The following is a 26,232-nucleotide window of genomic DNA, read 5'->3' as shown; positions in this document are numbered from 1 at the left end:
CGAGTCTCTCAAATTTTCGCAATGCGAACTGTTTTACGAAACAGTTTCGGGTTGTGAGGTTAAGCGACTAAGCGTACACGGTGGATGCCCTGGCAGTCAGAGGCGATGAAGGACGTGCTAATCTGCGATAAGCGTCGGTAAGGTGATATGAACCGTTATAACCGGCGATTTCCGAATGGGGAAACCCAGTGTGATTCGTCACACTATCGTTAAGTGAATACATAGCTTAACGAAGCGAACCGGGGGAACTGAAACATCTAAGTACCCCGAGGAAAAGAAATCAACCGAGATTCCCCCAGTAGCGGCGAGCGAACGGGGAGCAGCCCAGAACCTGAATCAGTTTGTGTGTTAGTGGAAGCGTCTGGAAAGTCGCAGGGTACAGGGTGATACTCCCGTACACTAAAATGCACATTCTGTGAGTTCGAAGAGTAGGGCGGGACACGTGGTATCCTGTCTGAATATGGGGGGACCATCCTCCAAGGCTAAATACTCCTGACTGACCGATAGTGAACCAGTACCGTGAGGGAAAGGCGAAAAGAACCCCGGCGAGGGGAGTGAAAAAGAACCTGAAACCGTGTACGTACAAGCAGTGGGAGCCTCTTTATGGGGTGACTGCGTACCTTTTGTATAATGGGTCAGCGACTTATATTCTGTAGCAAGGTTAACCGTATAGGGGAGCCGCAGGGAAACCGAGTCTTAACTGGGCGTTAAGTTGCAGGGTATAGACCCGAAACCCGGTGATCTAGCCATGGGCAGGTTGAAGGTTGGGTAACACTAACTGGAGGACCGAACCGACTAATGTTGAAAAATTAGCGGATGACTTGTGGCTGGGGGTGAAAGGCCAATCAAACCGGGAGATAGCTGGTTCTCCCCGAAAGCTATTTAGGTAGCGCCTCGTGAACTCATCTTCGGGGGTAGAGCACTGTTTCGGCTAGGGGGTCATCCCGACTTACCAACCCGATGCAAACTACGAATACCGAAGAATGTTATCACGGGAGACACACGGCGGGTGCTAACGTCCGTCGTGAAGAGGGAAACAACCCAGACCGCCAGCTAAGGTCCCAAAGTCATGGTTAAGTGGGAAACGATGTGGGAAGGCACAGACAGCCAGGATGTTGGCTTAGAAGCAGCCATCATTTAAAGAAAGCGTAATAGCTCACTGGTCGAGTCGGCCTGCGCGGAAGATGTAACGGGGCTAAACCATGCACCGAAGCTGCGGCAGCGACGCTTATGCGTTGTTGGGTAGGGGAGCGTTCTGTAAGCCGTTGAAGGTGGCCTGTGAGGGTTGCTGGAGGTATCAGAAGTGCGAATGCTGACATAAGTAACGATAAAGCGGGTGAAAAGCCCGCTCGCCGGAAGACCAAGGGTTCCTGTCCAACGTTAATCGGGGCAGGGTGAGTCGACCCCTAAGGCGAGGCCGAAAGGCGTAGTCGATGGGAAACAGGTTAATATTCCTGTACTCGGTGTTACTGCGAAGGGGGACGGAGAAGGCTATGTTAGCCGGGCGACGGTTGTCCCGGTTTAAGCATGTAGGCGGAGCGTTTAGGTAAATCCGGACGCTTATTAAACGCTGAGGTGTGATGACGAGGCACTACGGTGCTGAAGTAACAAATGCCCTGCTTCCAGGAAAAGCCTCTAAGCATCAGGTAACATCAAATCGTACCCCAAACCGACACAGGTGGTCAGGTAGAGAATACCAAGGCGCTTGAGAGAACTCGGGTGAAGGAACTAGGCAAAATGGTGCCGTAACTTCGGGAGAAGGCACGCTGATGGTAGGTGAAGTGACTTGCTCACGGAGCTGAAATCAGTCGAAGATACCAGCTGGCTGCAACTGTTTATTAAAAACACAGCACTGTGCAAACACGAAAGTGGACGTATACGGTGTGACGCCTGCCCGGTGCCGGAAGGTTAATTGATGGGGTTATCCGTAAGGAGAAGCTCTTGATCGAAGCCCCGGTAAACGGCGGCCGTAACTATAACGGTCCTAAGGTAGCGAAATTCCTTGTCGGGTAAGTTCCGACCTGCACGAATGGCGTAATGATGGCCAGGCTGTCTCCACCCGAGACTCAGTGAAATTGAACTCGCTGTGAAGATGCAGTGTACCCGCGGCAAGACGGAAAGACCCCGTGAACCTTTACTATAGCTTGACACTGAACATTGAGCCTTGATGTGTAGGATAGGTGGGAGGCTTTGAAGTGTGGACGCCAGTCTGCATGGAGCCAACCTTGAAATACCACCCTTTAATGTTTGATGTTCTAACGTAGACCCGTGATCCGGGTTGCGGACAGTGTCTGGTGGGTAGTTTGACTGGGGCGGTCTCCTCCTAAAGAGTAACGGAGGAGCACGAAGGTTAGCTAATCCTGGTCGGACATCAGGAGGTTAGTGCAATGGCATAAGCTAGCTTGACTGCGAGCGTGACGGCGCGAGCAGGTGCGAAAGCAGGTCATAGTGATCCGGTGGTTCTGAATGGAAGGGCCATCGCTCAACGGATAAAAGGTACTCCGGGGATAACAGGCTGATACCGCCCAAGAGTTCATATCGACGGCGGTGTTTGGCACCTCGATGTCGGCTCATCACATCCTGGGGCTGAAGTAGGTCCCAAGGGTATGGCTGTTCGCCATTTAAAGTGGTACGCGAGCTGGGTTTAGAACGTCGTGAGACAGTTCGGTCCCTATCTGCCGTGGGCGCTGGAGAATTGAGGGGGCTGCTCCTAGTACGAGAGGACCGGAGTGGACGCATCACTGGTGTTCGGGTTGTCATGCCAATGGCATTGCCCGGTAGCTAAATGCGGAAAAGATAAGTGCTGAAAGCATCTAAGCACGAAACTTGCCCCGAGATGAGTTCTCCCTGACTCCTTGAGAGTCCTGAAGGAACGTTGAAGACTACGACGTTGATAGGTCGGGTGTGTAAGCGTAGCGATACGTTGAGCTAACCGATACTAATGAACCGTGAGGCTTAACCTTACAACGCCGAAGCTGTTTTGGCGAAGAGACGAAATTGATTTTCAGCCTGATGACAGATTATTCACTGCGCAGAGATGCGGGGTGGAAACAGAATTTGCCTGGCGGCAATAGCGCGGTGGTCCCACCTGACCCCATGCCGAACTCAGAAGTGAAACGCCGTAGCGCCGATGGTAGTGTGGGGTCTCCCCATGTGAGAGTAGGGAACTGCCAGGCATCAAACAAGTAAGAAGCCCATCCTGACGGATGGGCTTTTTGCGTTTTTGCCGGTAATGCCAGGTAGCCCGGACAAGGCGCCGCGCGCCGCCTCCGGGGACGTATCCCTGTCAGGCTTGTTACGTTTAACGCGTGGAATGACGCAGATGCAGTAGCGGGTAAGGCCGGCCATGATCGTCATGTGCTGAACGCCCGCTAACCACAAATCCCATTTTCGCGTAAAACCCTACAGCCTGGGTATTCTGCTCATTCACATCGGTAGTGAGTCCCGGGATCAATGCCAGGGCATGCGTAACTAACTGGCGACCCACGCCCATACCGTGAAAGCCTGGATCAACAAAAAGGGCTTCCAGATGCTGTTCTGAAAGCAGCATCAATGCGCAGGGCTTATCCTCATTGGTGGTTGCGACCCATAGCGGCGCCAGAGGAAAAAAGGCGCACACCTGCCGATCAATTTCCCTTCGGTCCTGCTCAGAAAGAAAATGATGCGTTGCATCAACGGAACGACGCCAAATTTCAATCAGTTGTTCGCTTTCGTCACTGCGCGAACGGCGAATCATCATGTTCATGATATTTCCTTGCGATTAACCGCTGTATTCTAGCCCGGAGATGGGTGAAACTTTCTCACCTTCATCTTGCAGACTCGACATTTTATTTATTCCTGGTTATTGTTAGCTGTCTGGATGTCTAAACGTTTATACGTATGCTATGAGGTAATAAAGTTATGCCGATTCGGGTGCAGGACGAGCTACCAGCCGTCAATTTCTTGCGTAGTGAGAACGTCTTTGTGATGACGGCTACGCGTGCAACGACTCAGGAAATTCGTCCGCTGAAGGTGCTTATCCTTAACCTGATGCCGAAAAAAATCGAGACGGAAAACCAGTTTTTGCGCCTGCTCTCGAATTCTCCGCTGCAGCTTGATATCCAGCTTCTACGTATTGATGCGCGTGAATCTCGTAATACGCCGAGTGAGCACCTGAACAACTTTTACTGTAACTTCGACGATATTTGCGACCAGAATTTTGACGGATTGATCGTTACCGGCGCACCGCTGGGACTGGTTGAATTTAACGATGTTGCCTACTGGCCACAGATCAAACAGGTGCTGGAGTGGGCGAAAGATCACGTCACCTCCACGCTTTTTGTCTGCTGGGCGGTGCAGGCCGCGCTCAATATTCTGTACGGTATTCCTAAGCAGACTCGCGCAGAAAAAATTTCCGGCGTTTATGAACATCATATCCTGCATCCCCATGCGTTACTGACCCGCGGTTTTGATGACTCTTTCCTCGCCCCGCATTCTCGCTACGCGGATTTCCCGGCGGCGCTGATTCGCGACTATACCGATTTAGAGATCCTGGCAGAAACAGAAGAGGGTGATGCTTACTTGTTTGCCAGCAAAGATAAGCGTATTGCATTTGTGACCGGGCACCCGGAATACGATGCTAACACGCTGGCCAGCGAGTTTTTCCGCGACGTGGAAGCCGGTCTGAGTCCGGACATTCCATACAACTATTTTCCGCAAAACGATCCGCAAAACAAACCGCGAGCCACCTGGCGCAGCCATGGGAATCTGCTGTTTGCAAACTGGCTCAACTATTACGTCTACCAGATCACTCCATACGATCTGCGGAATATGAATCCGACTTTAGATTAATCCTCCAGACAACGCGATCCTTAAGCGTTTCAGCATTTTGCCTCTGGCACCTTCGGGTGCCTTTTTTGTTTCCGAAATTCACTTCATGATTGTAATTAACTTTAATCTCAGTGTTATCAATATGTTGCATTGATATTAAATTAAAAATGGAAATAGTTTTTGATTTTGGAATTTTATTGAGTAGTCTTAATTGTGTTGAGCGAAAAGCAGACAACGATCGTTCACTCGCGCCAGCGGGATCAACCAACAGGAGCTACACAATGACGCAACAGGCGACAATCACTGATGAACTGGCCTTTAGCCGGCCCTTTGGCGAGCAGGAAAAGCAGATTTTAACGCCTGAGGCGGTGGAATTTCTGACGGAACTGGTAAGCCGCTTTACGCCTGAGCGCAACAAACTGCTGGCGGCACGTATCCAGCAACAGCAGGCTATTGATGCAGGAAGGCTCCCTGATTTTATTTCGGAAACGGCTTCCATTAGAGAAGGTGACTGGACAATCCGCGGTATTCCCGCTGATTTGCAGGACCGCCGTGTAGAAATCACCGGCCCCGTTGAGCGCAAAATGGTGATTAACGCCCTCAATGCTAACGTAAAAGTCTTTATGGCGGACTTTGAAGATTCACTGGCGCCGGACTGGAACAAAGTGATTGATGGCCAGATTAACCTGCGCGATGCGGTGAACGGCACCATCAGCTACGCCAACGAAGCCGGTAAAATTTATCAGCTCAAGCCCGATCCGGCGGTTCTGGTGTGCCGCGTGCGTGGTCTGCACCTGCCGGAAAAGCATGTTACGTGGCGCGGTGAGTCGATTCCCGGCAGCTTGTTTGATTTCGCACTCTATTTTTTCCACAACTACAAAAACCTGCTGGCGAAAGGCTCCGGACCTTACTTTTATCTGCCGAAAACCCAGGCCTGGCAGGAAGCGACATGGTGGAGCGACGTCTTTAGCTACACCGAAGACCGGTTTGCACTGCCGCGCGGTACGATCAAGGCCACGCTGTTAATTGAAACACTGCCAGCGGTATTCCAGATGGATGAAATTCTGCATGCGCTGCGGGACCATATCGTCGGCCTGAACTGCGGCCGCTGGGATTATATTTTTAGCTACATCAAAACGTTAAAAAACCATGGTGACCGTGTATTACCCGATCGCCAGGTCGTCACTATGGATAAGCCTTTCCTTAATGCCTATTCGCGTCTGTTAATTAAGACCTGCCATAAACGCGGTGCATTCGCGATGGGCGGTATGGCGGCATTTATCCCCAGTAAAGATGCCGATCGCAACCGCCAGGTTCTCGCGAAGGTGACCGCAGATAAAGAACTGGAAGCGAAAAACGGCCACGACGGTACCTGGATTGCTCATCCGGGTCTGGCGGATACCGCCATGGCGGTTTTCAACCAGGTACTGGGCGAACGACCTAACCAGCTGTTCGTCAGCCGGGAAGAGGATGCACCGATGACCGCCGACCAGCTGCTGGCTCCCTGTGAAGGCGAACGTACTGAAGCGGGGATGCGCGCCAATATTCGCGTCGCCGTGCAGTACATCGAGGCCTGGATTTCCGGTAATGGCTGCGTACCGATTTACGGTCTGATGGAAGATGCGGCGACCGCCGAAATCTCGCGGACCTCCATCTGGCAATGGATTCACCATCAGAAAACGCTCAGTGACGGCACGCCGGTCACCAAGGCGCTGTTCCGCCAGTGGCTGGCGGAAGAACTGATGGTGATTCAGGAAGAGCTGGGCGAACACCGCTACAGCAGCGGACGTTTTGACGATGCCGCACGCCTGATGGAACAGATCACCACCTCAGAGGAGTTGATCGACTTCCTGACGCTGCCAGGCTATCGCCTGCTGGCATAACAACCCGGTTACTTTGCTCGTCTTTTCGGCCGCGGCCAAACGGCCTTCACTGATAATGCCTGGGAAGCCAGGAGAAAATAATGGAGCATCTGCACATGAAAACCCGTACCCAACAAATCGAAGAATTAAACAAAGAGTGGACCCAGCCACGTTGGGAAGGCATTACCCGCCCATACAGCGCTGAAGACGTGGTGAAATTACGCGGCTCGGTCAATCCGGAATGCACGCTGGCGCAGCTCGGGGCGGCCAAAATGTGGCGGTTACTGCATGGTGAAGCGAAAAAAGGGTACATCAACAGCCTCGGCGCGTTGACTGGCGGGCAGGCATTGCAGCAGGCGAAGGCCGGGATCGAGGCCATTTACCTCTCCGGCTGGCAGGTGGCGGCGGATGCGAACCTCGCCTCCAGCATGTACCCGGATCAATCGCTGTATCCGGCAAACTCGGTACCGGCGGTGGTCGATCGGATCAATAACACGTTCCGCCGCGCCGATCAGATCCAGTGGTCAACGGGTATTGAACCTGGCGATCCTCGCTACACCGACTATTTCCTGCCGATTGTGGCCGATGCTGAAGCGGGTTTTGGTGGCGTACTCAACGCGTTTGAGCTGATGAAATCGATGATTGAAGCCGGTGCAGCGGCGGTTCACTTCGAAGATCAGCTGGCATCGGTGAAGAAATGCGGGCATATGGGCGGCAAAGTGCTGGTACCGACTCAGGAAGCGATCCAGAAACTGGTCGCAGCGCGCCTGGCCGCGGATGTGATGGGGGTTCCCACGCTGGTGATTGCGCGAACGGATGCCGATGCTGCCGATTTGATTACTTCTGACTGCGATCCGTACGATCGTGAATTTGTCTCCGGCGATCGTACCAGCGAAGGCTTTTTCCGTACCCATGCTGGTATCGAACAGGCGATCAGTCGCGGTCTGGCCTATGCGCCATATGCGGACCTGGTGTGGTGCGAGACGTCAAAACCCGATCTCGATCAGGCACGCCGGTTTGCGGAAGCGATCCACGCGCGTTTCCCGGGCAAACTGCTGGCCTACAACTGCTCGCCGTCGTTCAACTGGAAGAAAAATCTTGATGACAGCACCATCGCGCGTTTCCAGCAGGCGCTGTCTGATATGGGCTACAAATACCAGTTCATTACGCTGGCGGGCATCCACAGTATGTGGTTCAACATGTTCGACCTGGCCCACGCCTATGCGCAGGGTGAGGGGATGAAGCACTACGTTGAGAAAGTACAGCAGCCAGAATTTGCCGCCGCGTCGCAAGGCTATACCTTCGTTTCTCACCAGCAGGAAGTAGGAACAGGCTATTTCGATAAGGTGACTACGATAATCCAGGGCGGTGCTTCTTCAGTCACGGCGTTGACCGGCTCTACGGAAGAAGAGCAGTTCTGATTGCTGCCCGGTGGCGCGTTCGCTTACCGGGCCTACGAAAGTTGTAGGCCGGATAAGCGAACGCGCCATCCGGCATGACCGAATGCCGGATGGGGAAAAGCGATGACGCGTGGCCTGGAATTATTGATTGCACAAACGATTTTGCAGGGCTTCGATGCGCAGTACGGGCGATTTCTGGAAGTGACTTCAGGCGCACAGCAGCGTTTTGAACATGCCGACTGGCATGCGGTTCAGCAGGCTATGAAGCAGCGTATTCACCTTTATGATCATCATGTTGGCCTGGTGGTTGAGCAGCTGCGCTGTATCACCGAAGGCAAAAGTACCGACGTGGATTTTTTGCTGCGGGTGAAAGAGCAGTACACGCACCTGCTGCCGGATTACCCTCGCTTTGAGATTGCGGAGAGCTTTTTTAATTCTGTCTATTGCCGGTTGTTTGACCACCGCTCGCTGACTCCCGAGCGGCTTTTTATTTTCAGTTCTCAGCCGGATCGCAGCTTTCGTTCTCTTCCGAGACCGCTGGCGAAAAACTTCTTTCCCGATCGCGGCTGGGAGACACTATTAAGCAAGGTCCTCACCGACTTGCCCCTGCGCCTGCCGTGGCAAAACAAGGCGCGCGATGTTGGCTACATTAGCGCCTGCCTGCAGGAAACGCTGGGAAGCGAGATGCTGTCCCGCTCTCATCTGCAAATCGCGAACGAACTCTTTTACCGCAATAAAGCCGCCTGGCTGGTCGGTAAACTGGTCACGCCGGTGGCAAGTCTGCCGTTTTTGCTGCCTGTCCATCGCAGCGATGAGGGCGAGCTGTTTATTGATACCTGTCTGACCACCCATGCCGAAGCGAGTATCGTGTTTGGCTTCGCCCGCTCTTATTTTATGGTCTATGCGCCGCTGCCCGGCGCGTTGGTTGAATGGCTGCGCGACATTCTGCCGGGTAAAACCACCGCCGAATTGTATATGGCCATTGGCTGCCAGAAACACGCGAAGACCGAAAGCTACCGTGAATATCTGCATTATATTGCCCGCAGCGACGAGCCGTTTATCGAGGCGCCCGGCATCCGCGGCATGGTGATGCTGGTCTTTACTCTGCCGGGGTTTGACCGGGTATTTAAGGTCATCAAAGACCGCTTTGCGCCGCAAAAGGAGATGACCGCCGCCCACGTGCGCGCCTGCTATCAGCTGGTCAAAGAGCATGACCGCGTCGGGAGGATGGCCGATACCCAGGAGTTTGAAAACTTCGTGCTGGAAAAGCGGCAGATTGCTCCGGAGCTGATGGCGTTACTGCTGGCGGAAGCCGGGGCAAAAATCACCGATCTTGGCGATCGGATTGCCATCAGCCATCTCTACATTGAACGCCGAATGGTTCCGCTGAACATCTGGCTGGAGCAGGTGAATGGTCAGGCGCTGCGCGATGCGGTGGAAGAGTATGGTAATGCGATTCGCCAGCTTGCCGCTGCCAATATCTTTCCCGGTGATATGTTGTTTAAAAACTTCGGCGTGACCCGCCATGGCCGGGTCGTGTTTTATGATTATGATGAAATTTGCTACATGACCGAAGTGAATTTCCGCGATATTCCGCCACCGCGCTATCCGGAGGATGAACTGGCGAGCGAACCATGGTACAGCGTGTCGCCTGGGGATGTCTTCCCGGAAGAGTTTCGCCACTGGCTGTGTGCTGACCCGCGCATTGGGCCGCTGCTTGAAGAGATGCACGCTGACCTGCTGCGGGCAGACTACTGGCGAGAGCTGCAGACAAGAATTCGCAACGGCCACGTGGAGGATGTCTATGCCTACCGTCGCCGCCAGCGTTTTTGCGTTCGTTACGGCGTCTTGCAGCAGGCAGGCTAAGCCTGTTGCTCAGGCTACCTCGATCACGACGAACTCTTCAAAGACCAGTTCCATATCGGGTGACCAACTACCTTCCCGCGTGAAAAATGCCTGATGAGCCTGCTGCCAGTAGGCCAGGCTGAGATCGCCTTCCCCTTCCAGCGCGGCCAGTTCCGCGCTCATTTCATTAAAACGGATGATGCGTAGCGACAGCGTGCGTATGATGCAGGCCGCTTCGCCCGCGCCGTTAAGGACAATGTGCATGGCACCAGGCGTCACCGGGTGTTCATCGGCCTGATAGCTGACAAAGGCGCAGCAGGTGCCGCGCTTTTTCCCGGCGATAACCAGCGCTACCAGCTCATCGGCCATCTCAGGGGAATCACCAAATGACCAGCAGGATGCCTGCGGATACTTTTCCTGCCAGAAAACGAGTGGCTTGCTCATCACTTTTCCCTTGTTGCAGCTGGCGGTTAGCGTATGCCGCCGTAGGCGAGGGTGACCTCTTTCGCAGCCTTAATCACCAGAGCCCCCAGCTCGGTGACCCGATCGTCGGTCATACGGGAAATCGGGCCGGAGATGGAGATCGCGGCAAACGGTTCGCGGTGCTCGTCATAGATACAGGAGGCGACGCAGCGTAAGCCCAGGGCATGTTCTTCATCATCAAAGGAATAGCCGCGTTTGCGCGTCTGGGCTAAATCCTCTTTCAGATGGAGCGGCGAGACCAGCGTAGCATGGGTATAGGCGTGCAGGCCCTTCCGATGCAGCAGGCCGGTGACCTGCTCTTCGCTGAGCTGTGACAGGAACGCCTTGCCCGCGCCGGAGGCGTGCATCGGCAGTTTGCCGCCAATCGGCGCCGACATGCGCATCAGCTGCGTGCACTGTACCTGGTCGATAATAATCGCCTGATGATCGCCTTGGTCCAGCACCGCCAGGTTGACCGTTTCGCCGGAGTCCTCCATCAGCTGACGCAGGATAGGGTGGACGATCGCCAGCAGGTTGCGGCTTTGCAGAAAGCTGCTGCCGACCACAAAAGCATGTGCGCCGACGGACCAATGGCCCAGTTCGCCAACCTGGCGTACGAAGCCCAGCTGCTGCATGGTGGTCAGCAGGCGATGAGTGGTGGAGTTGGGCAGGCCAGCCTGCTGAGCCAGTTCGGTCAACGCCACGCTGCTGTGAGATTCAGAAATCCATTCAAGTAATTTTAATCCACGGGTGAGCGACTGAACCTGGCCGCCAGCCTGAGGGGCAGCGGGCGTTGCGGGTTTTCTGCCGCGCTTAGCGGGAACGGGAGTAGCCATCGCAGATTCCTTTTTTCTGTATCGTGGAAATAGTTTTCATTTTATTTGGTGAATTTGCAATCACAACCCGACTGATCGGAGGAGTGAAGCTGAACATGTCTCATATTGCCCGTCGCTCTCTTTTCCGCTTTAGTGCTTTATGCCAGTATGGCCTGTTGAGTTTTTTTCGGTCTGGTTGAGCGTTGTCGGGAGCGAGTGTGAGCAGCAAAGTTGAACAACTGCATCAGCAGTTAAAAAAACGTATTTTGGTTCTGGATGGGGGCATGGGCACCATGATCCAGGGCTATCGTCTGAGTGAAGAGGACTTCCGCGGCGCACGCTTTGCCGACTGGCCATGCGATCTGAAAGGCAATAACGACCTGCTGGTGCTCAGTAAACCGGACGTGATTACCGCTATCCACGACGCCTACTTTGAGGCGGGGGCGGATATCATTGAAACCAATACCTTTAACTCGACCTCCATCGCGATGGCGGATTACCAGATGGAATCCCTGTCGGCGGAAATCAACTTAGTCGCCGCAAGGCTGGCGCGCGCCTGCGCCGATGAGTGGACTTCCCGGACGCCGGAAAAACCGCGTTACGTTGCGGGCGTGCTCGGCCCGACCAACCGCACGGCCTCTATTTCCCCGGATGTTAACGACCCGGCCTACCGCAATATTACCTTTGATGGACTGGTGGAAGCTTACCGCGAGTCCACCAAAGCGCTGGTGGAAGGGGGCGTAGATCTGATTCTGATCGAGACCGTGTTCGATACCCTGAACGCCAAAGCGGCGATCTTTGCCGTGAAAGAAGAATTCGAGGCGCTGGGCGTTGATTTACCGATCATGATCTCCGGCACCATCACCGACGCCTCCGGGCGTACGCTATCCGGGCAAACCACGGAAGCGTTTTATAATTCGCTGCGTCATGCCGATGCGCTCACCTTCGGTCTGAACTGCGCGCTGGGGCCAGATGAGCTGCGCCAGTACGTGCAGGAGCTGTCGCGCATTGCCGAATGTTATGTCACCGCACACCCTAACGCCGGTCTGCCAAATGCCTTTGGTGAGTACGACCTGGACGCCGACACCATGGCAGCTCAGATTCGCGAATGGGCGGAATCGGGTTTTCTGAATATCGTCGGCGGCTGCTGCGGCACGACGCCGGAACATATCGCCGCCATGACGCGTGCCGTGACGGGCCTTGCGCCGCGCGCGCTGCCTGAGATCCCGGTTGCCTGCCGCCTGGCTGGCCTGGAGCCGCTGAATATCGGCGATGACAGCCTGTTTGTTAACGTCGGTGAACGCACCAACGTGACCGGCTCAGCCAAGTTCAAGCGCCTGATTAAGGAAGAGAAATATAACGAAGCGCTGGATGTTGCCCGCCAGCAGGTGGAAAGCGGTGCGCAGATTATCGATATCAACATGGATGAGGGGATGCTCGATGCCGAAGCGGCGATGGTGCGCTTCCTCAACCTGATTGCCGGTGAACCTGATATTGCTCGCGTGCCGATTATGATCGACTCCTCGAAGTGGGATGTCATCGAAAAGGGGCTGAAATGCATTCAAGGTAAAGGCATCGTCAACTCCATCTCGATGAAAGAGGGCGTTGAGGCCTTTGTTGCACACGCGAAGAAGGTGCGCCGCTACGGGGCTGCCGTTGTGGTGATGGCCTTTGATGAACTTGGCCAGGCCGATACCCGCGCGCGGAAAATTGAGATTTGCCGCCGGGCGTACAAGATTCTGACCGAAGAAGTCGGCTTTCCGCCGGAAGATATTATTTTTGACCCGAATATCTTTGCCGTTGCTACCGGTATTGAAGAGCACAACAACTATGCTCAGGACTTTATCGGCGCCTGTGAAGATATTAAACGTGAGCTGCCGCATGCGCTGATTTCCGGCGGTGTGTCGAACGTCTCCTTCTCATTTCGCGGTAACGATCCGGTTCGCGAAGCGATTCACGCCGTTTTCCTCTACTACGCCATCCGTAACGGTATGGATATGGGGATCGTTAACGCCGGCCAACTGGCGATTTACGATGACCTCCCGGCCGAACTGCGCGATGCCGTCGAAGATGTGATCCTCAACCGTCACGATGAAGGGACCGATCGTCTGCTGGAGCTGGCGGAAAAATACCGCGGTAGCAAAACGGACGACTCCGCCAATGCACAGCAGGCGGAATGGCGCAGCTGGGACGTGAGAAAACGGCTTGAATACTCGCTGGTGAAAGGGATTACCGAGTTTATCGAGCAGGATACCGAAGAGGCGCGTCAGCAGGCGACTCGTCCGATTGAAGTGATAGAAGGCCCGCTGATGGACGGTATGAACGTGGTCGGCGATCTGTTCGGCGAAGGGAAAATGTTCCTGCCGCAGGTTGTGAAGTCGGCTCGCGTCATGAAACAGGCCGTTGCCTATCTGGAGCCGTATATCGAAGCCAGCAAGGAAAAAGGCTCCAGCAACGGCAAGATGGTTATTGCGACCGTGAAGGGCGACGTACACGACATCGGCAAAAATATCGTTGGCGTGGTGCTCCAGTGTAATAACTACGAAATTATCGATCTTGGCGTAATGGTGCCGGCGGACAAAATCCTCAAAACGGCCCGCGAAGTGAATGCCGACCTGATTGGCCTGTCCGGGCTGATTACCCCGTCGCTGGACGAAATGGTGAACGTGGCGAAGGAGATGGAACGCCAGGGCTTTACTATTCCTCTGCTGATTGGCGGAGCCACCACTTCGAAAGCCCATACGGCGGTGAAAATCGAGCAAAACTACAGCGGCCCGACGGTCTACGTGCAGAACGCCTCGCGTACCGTAGGCGTGGTCTCGGCCCTGCTCTCTGATACTCAGCACGATGACTTTGTCGCACGAACCCGCAAAGAGTACGAAACCGTGCGTATCCAGCATGGGCGTAAGAAACCACGTACGCCGCCGGTGACCCTGGCCGCTGCTCGCGATAACGATCTGGCTTTTGACTGGGCCAGCTATACGCCGCCGGTTGCCCATCGCCTGGGCGTGCAGAGCGTGGAAGCCAGCATCGAAACCCTGCGGAACTACATCGACTGGACGCCGTTCTTTATGACCTGGTCGCTGGCCGGGAAATATCCGCGCATCCTCGAAGATGAAGTGGTGGGCGAAGAAGCGCAGCGGCTGTTCCACGATGCCAACGAGTTGCTGGATAAACTTAGCGCCGAGAAGACGCTGAATCCGCGCGGTGTGGTGGGGTTATTCCCGGCGAACCGCGTGGGTGATGATATTGAAATCTACCGCGATGAGACCCGAACCCATGTGCTGACGGTCAGCCACCATCTGCGCCAGCAGACGGAGAAGGTCGGTTTTGCTAACTATTGTCTTGCCGACTTCGTGGCGCCGAAGCTCAGCGGCAAAGCTGACTATCTTGGTGCTTTTGCGGTGACCGGCGGGCTGGAAGAAGACGCTCTGGCCGAGGCGTTTGATGCACAGCACGATGATTACAACAAGATCATGGTGAAAGCCATCGCTGACCGCCTGGCCGAAGCGTTTGCCGAATACCTGCATGAGCGCGTACGTAAAGTCTACTGGGGCTATGCGGCGAATGAGAACCTCAGCAATGAGGAACTGATCCGCGAAAACTACCAGGGGATTCGTCCGGCGCCGGGCTACCCGGCCTGCCCGGAGCACACGGAAAAAGCCGTGATCTGGGAACTGCTGGATGTTGAGGCGCATACCGGTATGAAGCTGACCGAGTCGTTCGCCATGTGGCCGGGTGCATCGGTTTCCGGCTGGTATTTCAGCCATCCTGACAGCAAGTACTACGCAGTCGCGCAAATTCAGCGCGATCAGGTGGAGGATTATGCCCAACGTAAAGGTATGACCCCTGCCGAAGTCGAGCGCTGGCTGGCGCCAAATCTGGGGTATGACGCGGACTAGATCGCCGTCTGTCACAAATTTGTCATCTTAACTTACAACTTACCGGGCGCTATCAGGGCGCCCTGTCTCTTTATTGCAGCTAAACCCTTATACTGGAGTATTGATCCAGAACGACCGGCATCGACTGAAACCGTTCCGGACGCTATAGCCCGGCTAAGCGCAGCGCCGTCGGGGGAATTCCGGACGGATTATCGGTATTTTTCCGTCGGGTAATAAGGAGAACAAGAATCCGTGTTAACTCTGCTGCATCTGCTTTCTGCTGTTGCCCTTCTGGTTTGGGGAACCCACATCGTCCGTACCGGCGTGATGCGCGTATTTGGCGCGCGCCTGCGTTCCGTTCTCAGTAGTAGTGTCGAGAAAAAGCCGCTCGCCTTCTGCGCAGGGATTGGCGTCACGGCGCTGGTCCAAAGCAGTAATGCCACCACCATGCTGGTCACCTCGTTTGTTGCCCAGGACCTGGTGGCGCTGACGCCTGCGCTGGTGATTGTGCTGGGGGCCGATGTGGGGACCGCATTGATGGCGAGGGTGCTGACCTTCGATCTATCGTGGCTGTCGCCGCTGCTGATTTTTATCGGCGTGATTTTTTTCCTCGGGCGCAAGCAAACGCGGGCCGGTCAGCTCGGGCGAGTCGGGATCGGCCTGGGTCTGATTCTGTTAGCGCTGGAACTGATTGTGCAGGCGGTTCATCCCATCACCCAGGCCAATGGCGTGCAGGTTATTTTCGCCTCGCTGACCGGCGATATTATGCTGGATGCGTTGATTGGCGCCATGTTTGCCATCATCAGCTACTCCAGCCTGGCGGCGGTGCTGTTAACGGCAACCCTGACCTCAACCGGCGTAATCTCGTTCCCGGTTGCGCTGTGCCTGGTGATTGGCGCCAACCTCGGCTCGGGGATTCTGGCTATGATCAACAACAGCGCGGCGAATGCCTCCGCACGTCGCGTGGCGCTCGGCAGTCTGTTATTCAAGCTGGTGGGTAGCCTGATTATTCTGCCTTTTGTCCATGTGCTGGCCGATGCAATGCACCGCATGCCGCTGCCGGAATCGGAACTGGTTATTTACTTCCACGTCTTCTACAACCTGATCCGCTGCGTGGCAATGGTGCCTTTTGCTGAACCGATGGCCAGGCTCTGCAAGCGGATGATTCGTGAAGATCCTGAGCTGGACCTGCATCTTAAGCCAAAACATCTGGATACCTCGGCGCTGGACACGCCAGCGCTGGCGTTAGCCAATGCTGCACGCGAGACGCTGCGCATTGGTGACGCGATGGAGCAGATGCTGGTCGGTTTGCACAAGGTGATGCACGGTGAGCCGCGGGAGGAGAAAGAGCTGCGCAGGTTGGCTGATGATATCAACGTGCTCTACACCGCGATCAAGCTGTATCTGGCCCGCATGCCAAAAGATGAGCTGGCCGAAGAAGAATCCCGCCGCTGGGCGGAGATCATCGAAATGGCGCTTAATCTGGAGCAAGCTTCCGATATCGTGGAGAGAATGGGCAGTGAAATTGCCGATAAATCGCTGGCGGCGCGGCGTGCATTTTCGGTCGAAGGGCTCAAGGAGCTGGACGGGTTGTACGATCAGTTGCTCAGCAACTTACAGCTGGCGATGTCGGTCTTTTTCTCCAGCGACGTCCCGAGCGCCCGACGTCTGCGCCGTAACAAGCACCGTTTCCGTATCCTGAACCGCCGCTACTCGCACGCACACGTTGATCGCCTGCACCAGCAGAACGTGCAGAGTATTGAGACCAGTTCGCTGCATCTGGGGTTACTGGGGGATATGAAACGCCTGAACTCGTTGTTCTGCTCGGTGGCTTATAGCGTGATGGAGCAGCCGGATGAAGACGATGAGCGTGATGATTATTAAGCGCTGATGCCGCCCGAACCCTTCGGCTCGCGCTACGCTTATCCGGGCTACTGTCCACTGTCGTCTGCGGACTGGTCGCCCGGGCAGGTGCGTAGCGCCGCCTCCGGGAAAAGTGCGGTCGGGGTTTAGAAACGATGGCCTGCGCTCAGGGTCACCGCTTCTTCGCCGGCTTTAAACACCAGCGTCGGGTTCGGGCCGCCAAGCGTGGCCTGTCCCTGCGTGACCTGAATCCAGTTGCCTTCCGGCAGACCGATAACCGTCAGTTCCGGGGCCACGACCAGCAGCTCGCGAATCCGCTGCTCGCGGGTTTCTCCCTGATGCCCTTGCGGCAGCGCGTTGGTAAAGTGCGGGTTAATTTGCAGCGGGAACAGCCCCAGGGCATCGAACCCCTGCGGATCGACGATCGGCATATCGTTGGTGGTGCGGATGGTCTGGCAGGCGAGATTGGCACCCGCGCTCCAGCCGATGTACAGCGCGCCACGCTTCACAACATCCACGATGGGGGCCAGAAGTCCGCGCCCGCGGCACTCTTTCAGCAGCTGAAAAGTATTGCCGCCGCCAACAATCACCACTTCAGCTGCTTCAATTGCCGCCACGGGATCGGCGACGCTGTGAATACCGGTGACGGTAATCCCAAGCGGGGAAAGTACCCCGGCAGCTTTAGCCGTATAGTCATCCCAGGTTTGCGTCACCCCGGCAAAGGGGATAAACACCGCAGAACGGCGTCCGTTTAGCTGGCCGGCAATCAGCGGCAGCGCATGTTCCAGCCACGCTTTGCCAGGTAGCGACGAGTTACTCAATAACAGCAGTTCCATCTTTTCTCCATGTAGCCAGGTGATAGCATCGGCTGCGGATCCTACCACCGGTTGCCTGCTCGCTCGCTGATATGGCTCACGATGTTGCAAGGTCGCGACATGAATTGCGCCTTCCCTGGCGCTCTGCGTTACTCTGCCCGCGCGAATGCCGCGGCTTCTCTGACGAGGTCCGCATCCGGGCGCACGCCGGTATAAAGCACGAACTGCTCCACCGCCTGCAGAGCAATAACCTCCGCACCGCTGATGATCTGTTTATCCCGCTTTTGCGCCAGACGAATCAGCGGAGTTTCCGGCGGCAGGGCCACCACGTCGAACACCACGCGGGACTGCTCCACCATCGACTGGCTGAACGCCAGAGTATCGCTTTGCGCACCACCGGCCATGCCGAGCGGCGTAACGTTGACCAGAATATCGGCCTTTATCCCTTCCGGCCGTGGCTGCCACTGAAACCCGTACTGTCTCGCCAGGGCCAGGCCGCTGTCGCGGTTGCGGGCAGCGATGACCACGTCATGAAAGCCGGCGTCGCGAAAGGCGGCAATGACGGCTTTCCCCATGCCGCCGCTGCCCTGAATCATCACCCTGGCGGCGGTATTCAGCTGGTGGCTGACAATCAGGCTCTGAACCGCGATATAGTCGGTGTTAAGGCCGGTTAGCCTGCCGTCATCGTTGACAATGGTATTGACCGAGTCAATCGCCCTGGCTGAAGGGTCAATGGCGTCGAGAAAGGGCATGCAGCTCTCTTTAAACGGCATTGATACCGCGCAACCGCGAATGCCCAGCGCCCGTACGCCTCTGACCGCTGAGGCGATGTCCTGCGTCGTAAAGGCTTTATAGATAAAATTCAGCCCCATTTTGTCATACAGGTAGTTGTGAAAACGGGTGCCAAAGTTGCCTGGCCGACCGGCCAGGGACATGCAGAGCCGTGTATCGCGATTAATCATGAGCAATGTCCGGTGCGTGGGCCAGCAGGTATCGTTCCGCTTCGGCGGACCAGATCCCATGATGACGCTCCATAATCGCCGCCAGTTCAGGATCGGCAATGGCGCCAAGTGGGGTCAGCGGAAGCGATTTTTCGGTATAAACCAGCTTCTTACCGCCGCCGACGGCCGGTAAATCCAGCGTTGTGTCACCCGCCGCATTCAGTCCAAGAATATGCGTCACCACTTTTGCCGCCTGGACTTTTTTCTCCTGCATCAGCGCAACAGCGGCACGCATATCGTCGGTATTGCCGCCGGAAGTGCCGACGTAATGGGTAAAGGCATAATGCACATCGTAAAAGTTTATTGGCGCGCTGAACTGCTTGTCCTGTGGACCTGCAAAGAAGTTCAGGCAGCCGTCGGCGGCCAGCAGCGAAGAGGCCAGGGTAATCAGCTGCTCATTCGGTACGAATACAAAAATATCATCAAACCCGTGGCCGCCGGTCAGCGCCATCAGGGTCTCACGCCCGGCATCGTGTCCATCGAGGTAGTGGATCAGCGTTTGTGGTTCTGACGGATAATGCTGGCGGGCATAGCTCAGCTTCGGCTTATTGGTGTCGGTGACGACCAGCAGGGACGGATTCACCGGCCCATGCAGCGCATAGTCAATCGCCAGCAGCCCCATTGGTCCGGTACCGCCAAGGATCAGCGTGCGCCCCCGCGGCCGGATGCCCATCGTGTGGTTATAGGTCCCCTCCTGTAAGTGATAGTTGGCATTGAATGCGCCAATGACGCAGGAGAGTGGTTCAACCAGCGAACCTTCAAACCAGGTGTCGCCCTCCCAGGCAAGCAGGCAATCTTGCGTCATGACCTCATCGGGGATCACGACGTGAGTGGCTTCGCCGCCGATCCACGGGAAGGAGTAGCCGGGGCAATCGGGGCGGTCCGGCAGCTGCAGGTTGGCCTGAATCACGTAGCGCTGGCCGGCCTGAAACTTGTGCTGCCATTTTTTCCCTACCGCGAGGATTTCGCCACAGAATTCATGGCCGATGATAATCGGATTCACCGCCACATCGTCCGGTACTTTCTTATGATTTTCCCCCTGGTTGGCCTCTTTCCAGGAAGAGAGGCACAGGCTGTCGGTGACCACGCGGGCCAGGATTTCGTCGTCCTGCATGTCCGGGAGCGCGAAGGTTTCCAGGCGCAGGTCACGTTTACCGTAAAGACGCAGAGCGGTTGTTTTCATGTTTACCACCTCATCCCCTTTCACTGTCGGGGTTAGTTTATTGAAGTTGCCCCGGCGCGACCGGGGCAGAATAATCAGGACAAGAAGCCCAGTGCATTGCCGATAATGCCGAGCCCGAACAGGGCAAAGATCAGCCATACCGGGTTAACTTTCTTGTTGAGCAGGCGCACCATCAGCAGCGTCAGGCCCAGTGCCAGCAGGCCAGGGCAAAGCTGGTCGAGGATGTTTTGCACGGTCATGGTGACGGTGGTGCCGTCGGCGCCCGGGGTTTGCGACACCACCAACGGCACGTGGATGGAGGTCCACTTGGTGACCAGAACGCCCATCACGAACAGGCCCAAAATGGAGGCACCTTCGGTCAGTTTCTGCAGCAGGTTGCCGCCCATATCGCTGACGATATTGACCCCTTTACGGAAGCCGAGCTGTAGGCCATACCATTTCATTGCCAGGCGTACTGCATTGAAAATAAAGAAAAAAAGTAATGGGCCAAGAATGTTTCCTGAGAGTGCCAGCGATGCGCCGAGCGCTGCGGTAATCGGGCGTAACGTGCCCCAGACCAGCGGATCGCCCACCCCCGCCAGCGGCCCCATCAGGCCAACTTTGATGCCGTTGATCGCCCCATCGTCGATGGCCGCACCGTTGGCGCGCGCTTCTTCCATTGCCGCCGTTACGCCCAGCACCGGGCCACAGACGGCGGGGGTGGTGTTGAAGAACACCAGATGGCGTTTTAGCGCCGCCACCTGATCCTCTTTTAGCGGGTAGAGACGCTTGATCGCCGGGATCATGTCGTAGCAAAAACCGAGGCCATGAATACGTTCGAAGTTGAAGGAGGCCTGTTGCAGGTTGGAGCGCAGAAAGATATTAACCAGGTCGCCTTGAGTGAGTTTTTTCGGTTCCATAATGGGCTCCATCAGTCGTCAAGTTGGTCAAGGGCGGTGGAAGAGGCGGTCGCCTGCTGAGGCTCTGCCTTACGCCATTGCGGGTTCAGCTGGATATAAATCAGCGCGATGATGACGCCCACGCCGCCAAAGGCCAGCAGGCTGAAGTCGAGATAGCCTCCCGCCAGAAAACCGAGGAAAAAGAAGGGCATCAGGTATTTCACGCCCATCATGCGCAGCACCATGGCGTAGCCCACCACCACAATAAAACCACCGGCGATTTGCAGGCCGCGGGTGACAAATTCCGGGATGGCGTTCAGCATGTTGCTGACCATGTCGGCGCTGACAAACAGCGAGACCACCAGTGCCGGAATGGCGACGCGAAGTGCCTGTACGCCCAGCGCAGAGATATGCAGCATGTCGATAGTGCGAAAACGCGCCTCTTCGGCGGCCTTATCTGCCGCATGTTGGAAGACGACCGTGATGGTGCGGGCGAAAACGGTGAGCACCTGGCCTGCCGCCGCGACCGGTAGCGCGATGGCGATCCCCGTGGCGATGCTTTGATGGCCGACGATGACCAGAATCGCGGAGATGATACTGGCCAGCGCCGAATCCGGCGATTGTGCGGCGCCGACGTTCATCCAGCCGAGTGCGATCAGCTCCAGCGTGCCGCCGAGCATAATCCCGGTTTTTAAATCACCGAGAATTAGCCCGATAACGGTACAGGCGATTAATGGGCGGTGTGTCTGAAACTCATCCAGTACGCTGCCCATTCCGGCAATACAGGAAAAAATAAATATGGCGATTATTTGTAGGGTACTAATTTCCATAATATGTCACCTTGAGGGTATGCAAATCCCTGCCTGTTACGGCATTAATACGCTATTACTCTGATGGTCACGTTATTGGCTTTATATTTTTAAACCGCTCACCGGTGAAGTGAAAAGTTTATTTTCAGCAAGTGGCGTTCAGAATAACGGTATAAAATACAGGCGCTATTTTTTATTCTGTAACAAACTGCTCGGTTATTTTATCGAGAATATTGATGGACGGATCTGATGCAACGACGCGTAAATCCAGTTTAACGCCCAGCTTATCCAGTTCACGAAATGCATGAATATCGTTATCGTCTAAAGAAACGGCTTTGGTTAATTGTTTTTTACCCGGTCGCCAGGCCATGCCGCCGATATTCAAGGTGGCAATATTCACTCCCTGTTGGACCATCGTTAACGCATCCTGTGGGTTGGTAAATAAATAAAAAACGGTCTCATTCTGATATTGCGGGTTGTGATACACGGCGACCGCTTTTTCAAGGTTAACAACATTGACCTTCATGCCTGGAGGCGCGGCCTGGCGGAGTAAGGTCCGACGTACCTCATCGTTATAAACGTCGTCGTTACAGATAATAATGCGCTGGGCGTTAGCTACTTTTGACCAGACGGTAGTGACCTGGCCGTGGATCAGGCGGTCATCAATACGGGCAAGCGTAATGTTCATTAAAAATCCTCCTCAATGGTTTCCGGCTGTCGCCAGACCACGCAGCACTGGCTGGCGATGGTGGTCAGGTGGGCGCACAGGGCATCTGCGCTCAGGCTATCCTGATTGTCCACCAGCTCCAGCGCCAGCGGTAATGAGAGACCGCTGATGACCCGCAGTCGTGGGTTTTTCATCGCCAGTCCGGCGGCGGCATTCCATGGGCTTCCACACTGTAAATCGACGGCGATCAGCCATTCAGTATCATTGTGAGTACTTACTAACATTTCCAGCTTCGTGGCAATATCGCCAGCGTTTTCACCGGGCACAAATGCCACCGCGCTGACCTTAACGTCGCCATAGACCATTTGCACCGAATCCAGCATGGCGCAGGCCAGCTGACCGTGGGCGCAGAAAATAACATTCACCATGTCGACTCCTTAGCCGCGGGTTTTTCCGCCGGCGATGTTAGTAGTTACTCCGGTTATATAGCTTGCCCGCTCTGACAGCAGGTAGCAGACATAGTCAGCAACCTCGCTCAGACGGCCGGAGCGGCCGATAGGAATCGCATTTTTGCTATAGCCTGCGCGCAGCTGCTCGACGGTGATATTGCGCGTCCATGCCAGCGCTTCTTCGTACTCCGGCGTGCGCAAGCCGGTTTTTTCAAGGATGCCCGGCGCCACGCCCACGACGCGGATACCGTGTTTCCCCAGCTCTTTGGACCATGAACGCGTGAAGCTATTCAGCGCGGCCTTGGTTGCGGCGTAGCAGCTCTGGCCTTCAGATCCTTCCAGCCCGCTTTCCGACGAAACGTTAACAATGACGCCTTCACGCTGTTTTACCATCTGCCGGGCGACCGCCTGCGACATTAAAAAGACCCCTTTTTGATTGATGTTGACCATTTTCTCAAAGGCGGCTTCATTGAGTTCATAGCGTCCGGACGGGGCTTTCTCATCGACGAGCAGGCGCGGGAAGTTCACTCCGGCATTATTCACCAGGCCATCAATACGCCCGAATTGCTGAATGATTTTCTCGACGGTCTGATTTACCTCACTGGCGCTGGAAATATCCGTTGGCCAGAATTGATAGCGGTCGCTATTGTGATGTTTATCGCCGCCGTGAATATCGGTCATCTGGACCTTTGCCCCCAGGCTTAATAATTCGTCAACAATCGCCAGGCCAATTCCCGAAGCGCCACCGGTAACAATAATGATTTTATCTTGTAGATTTAGCCATGTTTGCATAATCGTCATCTCATTTTCAGGTAAAGGGATCCCACGCAGCGCCGGCTGCGTAAACAGAAATCATATGTTATTTCAGTAGTTGCTCTGCGGTTTCTCGATTTGTCACCAGGCAATTAATATAACCACCGCGTAATGCGCCAAGAATACCGGTGTATTTTTCTTCACCAATAGCGATGCCCACGGAATAGCGTACCTGTTTTAATCTGGCAATATCGATGGATAATGTTTTTTCATTCATATTGGTTTCAACGGCCATTCCGTTGATATCGTAAAAACGTGAACAAATATCGCCGGCGACGTGACGTGCGTTAAGGTCATCGCTCTCTTCGCTACCATAAAACGCATGCCAGTTCGCGCCATCGCGAATTGCCGGGGAGCCGATCCCCACCAGAGCCACGTCGAGATTCTCCCAGTAGGACGAAATCGTTTTAAAATGCTGGGACTGCATAATCCCGTTGCGAATCAGCGCGTTTTCCAGCAATGCCGGGAAGTCGGCAAGGTGCGATTCGGCTTTCAGCCTGGCAGCGGCCCCGTAGGTCAGCGTATTCACATGATACCGGCTCTCCAGTTTGCCAGAGGGGCCGCCGATAATCGGTACACAAATGACCTGTCGCGACTGGCTTGCCTGCGGCAGCGTTTCGACCAGTGCGCGGACCGCTCGTCCCCACGAAAAGCCGATGATGTCGCCGGGCTCCAGCAGACGATCGACCAGCTGTGCGCCATGCTGTCCGATAGTACTTAGCTGGTCCTCCTCCTGTAAGGAGTTGCACGAGGCCACCACCGCCTCTTTGAGGGAGAATTTTTGCTTCAGCTGTTGTTCGAGCCACAGGTTTTCGTTGTAGTCGTAGTTGATAGCGATAGTGACGATACCCTGCTCGCGACCGCGTTTCAGCAGGCGGCTGATGGTGGTGCGATAAATGCCCAGTTCGCGGGCAATCTGCGCCTGAGTCATGTCCTGCTCATAATAGAGCTGGGCAACTTTGACAATTAAGCGGATATCATCGCTATTTTCTATCGCCATCTTCGGGCTCCTGCACATTTGTGCAAACGACATTCTTGTTCTCTTGATCTGATATAACCCCATCTATGGCGGACAACAAAGCAATTTTCAGCCATTTCATCGTCAGAAGACGGTAGTTTGTTTTGCACATTTGATTATGAACCGGCCTGGAGATGGCACGTTTGTGCGAGATGAGCTAATGGTTTGATTCTGCTTATTTTCAGCGGGCAAAATTGCACGGGCCAGAGCGGAACACTTTTGTGTAGAAAGGCGTGACGGATCACATTTAGCGGCGGGTTAGGGGGACGCGATTATTTTTGATTGCCCGCAGGCTGAGGTATATTCCTCGTTTTAAACCTAAAAGCATTCAAGTTCTATCAAGGCGGCAAGAGAACGAACTCCCGGCAGCAGAGAAATCTGTACCAGGGATGAGTGAGCGTAGCCAACACAATGACAACTTGAAGGATGAAGTGTTCCAGGAGACGTTATGCTGCCCGACTCATCAACCCGACTTAATAAATACATCAGTGAAAGCGGAATTTGCTCGCGTCGCGAGGCGGATCGCTACATTGAACAAGGCAATGTTTTCATTAATGGCAAGCGCGCGACCATTGGCGATCAGGTCAATCCTGGCGATGTCGTGAAGGTAAACGGTCAGTTGATTGAGCCGCGTGAGGCTGAAGATCTGGTCTTCATCGCGCTGAATAAACCGGTCGGCATTGTGAGTACCACGGAAGACAGTGAACGCGACAATATTGTTGATTTTGTTAACCACAGCAAGCGCGTCTTTCCTATTGGCCGACTGGACAAAGACTCTCAGGGATTGATCTTCCTGACCAACCACGGGGATCTGGTGAATAAGATCCTGCGCGCTGGCAACGATCACGAAAAAGAGTATCTGGTAACGGTGGACAAGCCGGTGACCGACGAGTTTATTCGCGGTCTGGGCGCCGGGGTACCGATGCTCGGGACGGTGACCAAGAAATGCAAAGTCAGGAAGGAAGCGCCGTTCGTGTTCCGTATCACTCTGGTTCAGGGTCTGAACCGGCAGATTCGCCGGATGTGCGAACATTTTGGCTATGAAGTCACGAAACTTGAACGGACGCGAATTATGAACGTCGGGTTGTCGGGGTTGCCGCTCGGTGAGTGGCGTGATCTGACGGATGATGAGCTGGTGGCGCTGTTTAAGCTGATTGAGAATTCATCGTCTGAGGCGAAACCCAAGGCCAAAGCCAAACCGAAAACGGCCGGGATTAAGCGTCCGGTAGTGAAGATTGAAAAGAGCAACGAGAAAAGCGAGAAAGGACGCCCGGCATCAAACGGAAAACGTTTTAATCAGCCGGGACGTAAAAAGAAAGGGCGTTAACGTCTGCCGCGGGTCGGCGTGTTCGCCGACCAGGAAAACGACGCGTCGCTATCGGGTTTATAGGCCTGCTTTTTCTTCAACTGGCGGGCTTTTTTCGCTTCGGCTTCGCGGAGCACCATCAGCTTATCAATGTATTCTTTTTTGACGGCGTTGGTTTCTGCGTTAGTCAGCAGACGGCCGTGCGCAATTCTCGCCCGGTCAAGCAGCGTTTTTAGCTCGCGCTGCTCGCGCTCGGTCATATCTTGTTGCGTAATGCGGGGAAGTGCCATAGTGATGCCCTCAGTCTGCCGGATAACTCAGTGTACGGTAATCGCGGGCTGACGGACAGCTTGTTC

At 55.0% G+C, this 26,232-nt stretch carries 20 protein-coding genes and 2 rRNA genes; 9 read left to right on the top strand and 13 right to left on the bottom strand.

Annotation, left to right across the window (positions count from 1 at the left end; translation table 11 throughout):
• Nucleotides 1–57 precede the first annotated feature (57 nt).
• Together ACMYSK_RS17970 and rrf are read left to right on the top strand one after the other, a co-directional pair.
• Nucleotides 58–2,963, top strand: a 23S ribosomal RNA gene (locus ACMYSK_RS17970).
• Between the two features lie 97 nt (nucleotides 2,964–3,060).
• Nucleotides 3,061–3,176, top strand: a 5S ribosomal RNA gene (rrf, locus tag ACMYSK_RS17965).
• Nucleotides 3,177–3,301: 125 nt separating this feature from the next.
• Here the strand turns inward: rrf and ACMYSK_RS17960 are convergent.
• Entirely contained in the window at nucleotides 3,302–3,745 is a 444-nt protein-coding gene (locus ACMYSK_RS17960; protein ID WP_434637462.1) for an acetyltransferase, read from the bottom strand.
• A 155-nt stretch (nucleotides 3,746–3,900) separates the two neighbouring features.
• Here ACMYSK_RS17960 and metA point away from each other — a divergent pair, with 155 nt between their 5' ends.
• The 4 genes from metA to aceK all read left to right on the top strand — a co-directional run bounded on the left by metA (nucleotide 3,901) and on the right by aceK (nucleotide 9,937).
• Nucleotides 3,901–4,830: a homoserine O-succinyltransferase MetA gene (gene metA / locus ACMYSK_RS17955; RefSeq protein WP_434637460.1), complete on the top strand. Its 930-nt coding sequence runs from the start codon at nucleotides 3,901–3,903 to the stop codon at nucleotides 4,828–4,830.
• Between the two features lie 260 nt (nucleotides 4,831–5,090).
• Nucleotides 5,091–6,692 (top strand): malate synthase A, encoded by a 1,602-nt coding sequence (gene aceB / locus ACMYSK_RS17950; RefSeq protein ID WP_434637458.1) that lies wholly within the window; start codon nucleotides 5,091–5,093, stop codon nucleotides 6,690–6,692.
• A gap of 95 nt (nucleotides 6,693–6,787) precedes the next feature.
• Complete coding sequence (aceA, locus tag ACMYSK_RS17945) at nucleotides 6,788–8,092, top strand: isocitrate lyase (protein ID WP_434644186.1); 1,305 nt, start codon at nucleotides 6,788–6,790, stop codon at nucleotides 8,090–8,092.
• A 102-nt stretch (nucleotides 8,093–8,194) separates the two neighbouring features.
• Nucleotides 8,195–9,937, top strand: a complete 1,743-nt coding sequence (gene aceK, locus ACMYSK_RS17940; protein WP_434637456.1) for a bifunctional isocitrate dehydrogenase kinase/phosphatase — start codon at nucleotides 8,195–8,197, stop codon at nucleotides 9,935–9,937.
• 9 nt (nucleotides 9,938–9,946) lie between these two features.
• Here the strand turns inward: aceK and ACMYSK_RS17935 are convergent, their stop codons facing one another.
• Complete coding sequence (locus tag ACMYSK_RS17935) at nucleotides 9,947–10,360, bottom strand: ASCH domain-containing protein (RefSeq protein WP_434637453.1); 414 nt, start codon at nucleotides 10,358–10,360, stop codon at nucleotides 9,947–9,949.
• A gap of 26 nt (nucleotides 10,361–10,386) precedes the next feature.
• Nucleotides 10,387–11,214, bottom strand: a complete 828-nt coding sequence (gene iclR, locus ACMYSK_RS17930) for a glyoxylate bypass operon transcriptional repressor IclR (protein ID WP_434637451.1) — start codon at nucleotides 11,212–11,214, stop codon at nucleotides 10,387–10,389.
• A gap of 197 nt (nucleotides 11,215–11,411) precedes the next feature.
• Here iclR and metH point away from each other — a divergent pair, with 197 nt between their 5' ends.
• Together metH and ACMYSK_RS17920 are read left to right on the top strand one after the other, a co-directional pair.
• Nucleotides 11,412–15,095 carry a methionine synthase gene (gene metH / locus ACMYSK_RS17925; protein ID WP_434637449.1) on the top strand — a complete coding sequence of 1,228 codons (3,684 nt, stop codon included), beginning with the start codon at nucleotides 11,412–11,414 and terminating at the stop codon, nucleotides 15,093–15,095.
• Between the two features lie 231 nt (nucleotides 15,096–15,326).
• A complete protein-coding gene (locus tag ACMYSK_RS17920; RefSeq protein ID WP_434637446.1) occupies nucleotides 15,327–16,958 on the top strand; it encodes a Na/Pi cotransporter family protein in 1,632 nt (543 codons plus the stop codon).
• A gap of 125 nt (nucleotides 16,959–17,083) precedes the next feature.
• On the opposite strand, the gene pepE is transcribed toward ACMYSK_RS17920, so the two are convergent.
• From pepE to ACMYSK_RS17875, 9 genes are all read right to left on the bottom strand, one after another.
• Nucleotides 17,084–17,773 carry a dipeptidase PepE gene (gene pepE, locus ACMYSK_RS17915; RefSeq protein ID WP_434637444.1) on the bottom strand — a complete coding sequence of 230 codons (690 nt, stop codon included), beginning with the start codon at nucleotides 17,771–17,773 and terminating at the stop codon, nucleotides 17,084–17,086.
• A 128-nt stretch (nucleotides 17,774–17,901) separates the two neighbouring features.
• Nucleotides 17,902–18,714, bottom strand: coding sequence for a shikimate 5-dehydrogenase (locus ACMYSK_RS17910; protein WP_434637442.1), 813 nt, complete (start codon nucleotides 18,712–18,714; stop codon nucleotides 17,902–17,904).
• On the bottom strand, nucleotides 18,707–19,936 hold the full coding sequence (gene sorE, locus ACMYSK_RS17905) for an L-sorbose 1-phosphate reductase (protein ID WP_434637440.1): 1,230 nt from the start codon (nucleotides 19,934–19,936) through the stop codon (nucleotides 18,707–18,709). Before sorE ends, ACMYSK_RS17910 begins: the two co-directional genes overlap by 8 nt.
• 74 nt (nucleotides 19,937–20,010) lie before the next feature.
• On the bottom strand, nucleotides 20,011–20,835 hold the full coding sequence (locus tag ACMYSK_RS17900; protein ID WP_004856400.1) for a PTS system mannose/fructose/sorbose family transporter subunit IID: 825 nt from the start codon (nucleotides 20,833–20,835) through the stop codon (nucleotides 20,011–20,013).
• 11 nt (nucleotides 20,836–20,846) lie between these two features.
• Nucleotides 20,847–21,644 (bottom strand): PTS mannose/fructose/sorbose transporter subunit IIC, encoded by a 798-nt coding sequence (locus tag ACMYSK_RS17895; RefSeq protein ID WP_434637437.1) that lies wholly within the window; start codon nucleotides 21,642–21,644, stop codon nucleotides 20,847–20,849.
• A gap of 172 nt (nucleotides 21,645–21,816) precedes the next feature.
• Nucleotides 21,817–22,311, bottom strand: coding sequence for a mannose/fructose/sorbose PTS transporter subunit IIB (locus ACMYSK_RS17890; protein ID WP_434637435.1), 495 nt, complete (start codon nucleotides 22,309–22,311; stop codon nucleotides 21,817–21,819).
• On the bottom strand, nucleotides 22,311–22,718 hold the full coding sequence (locus ACMYSK_RS17885) for a mannose/fructose/sorbose PTS transporter subunit IIA (RefSeq protein ID WP_434637434.1): 408 nt from the start codon (nucleotides 22,716–22,718) through the stop codon (nucleotides 22,311–22,313). The genes ACMYSK_RS17890 and ACMYSK_RS17885 overlap by 1 nt, the downstream gene beginning before the upstream one ends.
• A 9-nt stretch (nucleotides 22,719–22,727) precedes the next feature.
• Nucleotides 22,728–23,531, bottom strand: a complete 804-nt coding sequence (locus ACMYSK_RS17880) for an SDR family oxidoreductase (RefSeq protein ID WP_434637432.1) — start codon at nucleotides 23,529–23,531, stop codon at nucleotides 22,728–22,730.
• A 67-nt stretch (nucleotides 23,532–23,598) separates the two neighbouring features.
• Nucleotides 23,599–24,552: a sugar-binding transcriptional regulator gene (locus ACMYSK_RS17875; protein WP_434637430.1), complete on the bottom strand. Its 954-nt coding sequence runs from the start codon at nucleotides 24,550–24,552 to the stop codon at nucleotides 23,599–23,601.
• A 466-nt stretch (nucleotides 24,553–25,018) separates the two neighbouring features.
• On the opposite strand from ACMYSK_RS17875, the gene rluF reads away from it, so the two are divergent.
• Nucleotides 25,019–25,897: a 23S rRNA pseudouridine(2604) synthase RluF gene (gene rluF / locus ACMYSK_RS17870; RefSeq protein WP_434637428.1), complete on the top strand. Its 879-nt coding sequence runs from the start codon at nucleotides 25,019–25,021 to the stop codon at nucleotides 25,895–25,897.
• On the opposite strand, the gene ACMYSK_RS17865 is transcribed toward rluF, so the two are convergent.
• Nucleotides 25,894–26,166: a DUF3811 domain-containing protein gene (locus tag ACMYSK_RS17865; protein WP_123757723.1), complete on the bottom strand. Its 273-nt coding sequence runs from the start codon at nucleotides 26,164–26,166 to the stop codon at nucleotides 25,894–25,896. The two genes, rluF and ACMYSK_RS17865, sit on opposite strands and share 4 nt — an antisense overlap.
• Nucleotides 26,167–26,232 lie beyond the last annotated feature (66 nt).

The sequence above is a fragment of the Klebsiella sp. I138 genome, from assembly GCF_051131765.1.
In the GTDB taxonomy this organism is placed as follows: domain Bacteria; phylum Pseudomonadota; class Gammaproteobacteria; order Enterobacterales; family Enterobacteriaceae; genus Klebsiella.
The sequence above is the reverse complement of the archived record's forward strand: the minus strand, read 5'-3'. Positions and strand labels throughout refer to the sequence as shown.

Coding starts and splice junctions, on each gene's coding strand:
- rluF (WP_434637428.1), top strand. CDS start 25,019: ATGCTGCCCGACTCATCAACCCGACTTAATAAATACATCAGTGAAAGC.
- pepE (WP_434637444.1), bottom strand. CDS start 17,773: ATGGAACTGCTGTTATTGAGTAACTCGTCGCTACCTGGCAAAGCGTGG.
- aceK (WP_434637456.1), top strand. CDS start 8,195: ATGACGCGTGGCCTGGAATTATTGATTGCACAAACGATTTTGCAGGGC.
- ACMYSK_RS17890 (WP_434637435.1), bottom strand. CDS start 22,311: ATGAACATTACGCTTGCCCGTATTGATGACCGCCTGATCCACGGCCAG.
- metA (WP_434637460.1), top strand. CDS start 3,901: ATGCCGATTCGGGTGCAGGACGAGCTACCAGCCGTCAATTTCTTGCGT.
- ACMYSK_RS17865 (WP_123757723.1), bottom strand. CDS start 26,166: ATGGCACTTCCCCGCATTACGCAACAAGATATGACCGAGCGCGAGCAG.
- sorE (WP_434637440.1), bottom strand. CDS start 19,936: ATGAAAACAACCGCTCTGCGTCTTTACGGTAAACGTGACCTGCGCCTG.
- ACMYSK_RS17935 (WP_434637453.1), bottom strand. CDS start 10,360: ATGAGCAAGCCACTCGTTTTCTGGCAGGAAAAGTATCCGCAGGCATCC.
- aceB (WP_434637458.1), top strand. CDS start 5,091: ATGACGCAACAGGCGACAATCACTGATGAACTGGCCTTTAGCCGGCCC.
- ACMYSK_RS17960 (WP_434637462.1), bottom strand. CDS start 3,745: ATGAACATGATGATTCGCCGTTCGCGCAGTGACGAAAGCGAACAACTG.
- ACMYSK_RS17885 (WP_434637434.1), bottom strand. CDS start 22,718: ATGGTGAATGTTATTTTCTGCGCCCACGGTCAGCTGGCCTGCGCCATG.
- ACMYSK_RS17875 (WP_434637430.1), bottom strand. CDS start 24,552: ATGGCGATAGAAAATAGCGATGATATCCGCTTAATTGTCAAAGTTGCC.
- ACMYSK_RS17900 (WP_004856400.1), bottom strand. CDS start 20,835: ATGGAACCGAAAAAACTCACTCAAGGCGACCTGGTTAATATCTTTCTG.
- ACMYSK_RS17910 (WP_434637442.1), bottom strand. CDS start 18,714: ATGATTAATCGCGATACACGGCTCTGCATGTCCCTGGCCGGTCGGCCA.
- aceA (WP_434644186.1), top strand. CDS start 6,788: ATGAAAACCCGTACCCAACAAATCGAAGAATTAAACAAAGAGTGGACC.
- ACMYSK_RS17895 (WP_434637437.1), bottom strand. CDS start 21,644: ATGGAAATTAGTACCCTACAAATAATCGCCATATTTATTTTTTCCTGT.
- iclR (WP_434637451.1), bottom strand. CDS start 11,214: ATGGCTACTCCCGTTCCCGCTAAGCGCGGCAGAAAACCCGCAACGCCC.
- ACMYSK_RS17880 (WP_434637432.1), bottom strand. CDS start 23,531: ATGCAAACATGGCTAAATCTACAAGATAAAATCATTATTGTTACCGGT.